Annotated in this window: 1 protein-coding gene; it reads right to left on the reverse strand. The window is 68.2% G+C overall.

Going from position 1 to position 2291, the window contains the following annotated elements; all coding sequences use genetic code 11:
- Positions 1–2291 (reverse strand): hypothetical protein (locus tag AB1609_21680; protein ID MEW6049047.1); only part of this gene is annotated, 2291 nt, incomplete at both ends.

The following is a 2291-nucleotide window of genomic DNA, read 5'->3' on the forward strand; positions in this document are numbered from 1 at the left end:
CCACGTCAAACGGCGATGCGGCGCCACCGGCGTTCAGCTCTTGACGGTTGAAGACCACCGTGAGCCCTGCCTCCGTCCCCAAAAGCCAGGCGTTCGGGGGCACGCTGACAAGGGGTGAACCCCCCGCAGACGTCGCCAGGCTCGGCCAGCTCCCGTCTGAAACCGTGTCCGGCACCACCGGTGCCACGCTGTAGACGGTGAGGCCGCTGAGGCCGTGCGATGGGGTATACAGCCTCCAGGCGTCCGCCAAGGGGCTGCCGTCCGCCCCAACCTGACCGACCGTAAGCCCGGCGCGGTGTCCGACGAGGAGAATGCTCCCGGCCGCCGGGTCGGCCGCGACTCCCGGTTCGCCGGCCCGGCCCCCTGCCAGCGCGTGCGCCTCGTTGAGCTGGTGCGGGCGGTCGTTGTCGTCGAACGGGAACACGTCGTGCGACCAGGCTGCGTCAAAGCGGGCCCACAACCCCGGCTCTGTCTTTGGCCCCTCCCCCGCCCGGTAACCGCCCGAAACCGCTGCGACGGCATGGGTGTTCGGCATGGTCCGGGCCCGGTCGGGCTCCACCAGCGGGCGGGGGTCGTCCGCCTCCACGAAGAGTTCGCCGCTGAGCCGCCACGGAGCACCCGCTCCCCCGGAGGGCCACCGCGCCTGGAGGCCAAACATGTTGCGGCTGTACTCGGCGCTCACCCCGAGGCCGCCGCGGAAGTATTCAAAGTTCACCGCCAGGCGGTCCGACGGCGCCACGTCCCGAAGGAGCACCAGCACCCCGCTCTCGTAGTCGATGGTGTAGTCGACGTCCCGGCCGAGCAGCGTACCATTGAGGTACACCTGCTCGCTCCCGGCGGCGACCGAGACACCCAGGGCATAGATGCCGCCCGATACGCTGTAGAGGTACCGAACCTGAAGCGATCTGAACTCGCCCCCCTCACCGAAGAGCGGATCAATGGCGCCTGGAAAAGCGACCTGCAGAACGCCTTCGTCCGGAAAGGCCGTCCACTGGAGGCCGCGAGCGTCCGCGGGCTCGAAGCGGCCTTCCGGCCGTTCAAGTTGAACCGTCAGCGACCCGGCCTGGACCTGGTCGTGGCCAAGCAGGTAGAACGCGGAAGGAAGGTCAGGCCAGGGGGCGGGAGTGGTTGGGTTTGCCTGACGCGCGCCCAGTTGTTCGCGGAAAGCCCCGCACGTCCCGACCAGGGCGAAGCCGATGGGGGCGTCAGAGGCAGGTGTCCAGCCGTCAGCCGCCCCGGGGTAGCGCCCGGAGCCAGCCCAGATGGCGTAATACCGGCGGAGCAGTTTGAGAAACGCCTCTTCGAGAGAGCTACCCCGCACGAAGGGGTAGGGCAGGCGGGCAGGGCCGGACAGGCCGTTCAGCTCGTTGTAACGGCGAATGAGAACCTCAATGTGGTCACGGAGCAGATCCTGCGTCTCGTTTTGCAGCAGCACATAGCCCGGCACCGCGCCATCAGGTGTGGCCAGGCCGACGACCTGCCCCTCAGAAAGCGTGAAATACGCCCGAGCCGCATCGTCAGCCGTTGGGCTCCCGGCGGGTCTGGAGGTAGGGTTCGAAAGCTGGGGACGCAGCACACCCGCAGGGCCCGGTTTACCCGGGTCGTAATACAGGGCGCCAAGGCCGTAGTCCTCGAGAAAGGCGGCGAGGCTGCGGGTCGGGTCAGGCGTCGCGCCCTCGCAGTCGGCGTGAACCGGGTAGTCAGCCGGGATCAGCCAGACTTTCATGAAATCCGCGTCGAAGGGCCTGCTGAGCCGGAACCCTTCGACGCCCCGCACGTCGGCGACCAGGCCTCCATCGCTGCGGGTGGGCGCATACGGCGCAGGTCGGTCCCCCGGCAACGCCGCGACAAATCGGGTGGTCTCCTCGCTGCTTTGACCGTAGAAGGTCTTCGTCGCCGGGATTCCCCGGGAGCGGCCTACCAGGGCTGCGAGTTCCCACACGCCCAGGCGGGCGTTGACGCTCAGCCCTTTCAGGGCGGCGGGGCTCGCGGCGTAGCGGCTTTCCGAGCGGAGATGGAGGTCCCCCAGGTGAAGCAGGGCACGGCCCCACCGGATGTCCACGCCGAGAAGCTGCAGGTTTTCGCTCTTGACGTTGTCGAGGTCGGCAGAGATGCTCACGCCGGGCGCGACGTCACCCTGAAGCCGCAGGCGAAGCTGCTGTTCGAAGGTCGGTACTCCGGCGGCGAAAAGCTCCCGCTGGCCCGGAAGCGCCTGAGTGTCGCCCCAGGCATAGCGGATATTCCACACGCTGTTGCCCGTGATCTGAAAGGAAGGCGAAGCAGATGGCCCC

Source organism: Bacillota bacterium (assembly GCA_040754675.1).
GTDB lineage: Bacteria > Bacillota > Limnochordia > Limnochordales > Geochordaceae > Geochorda.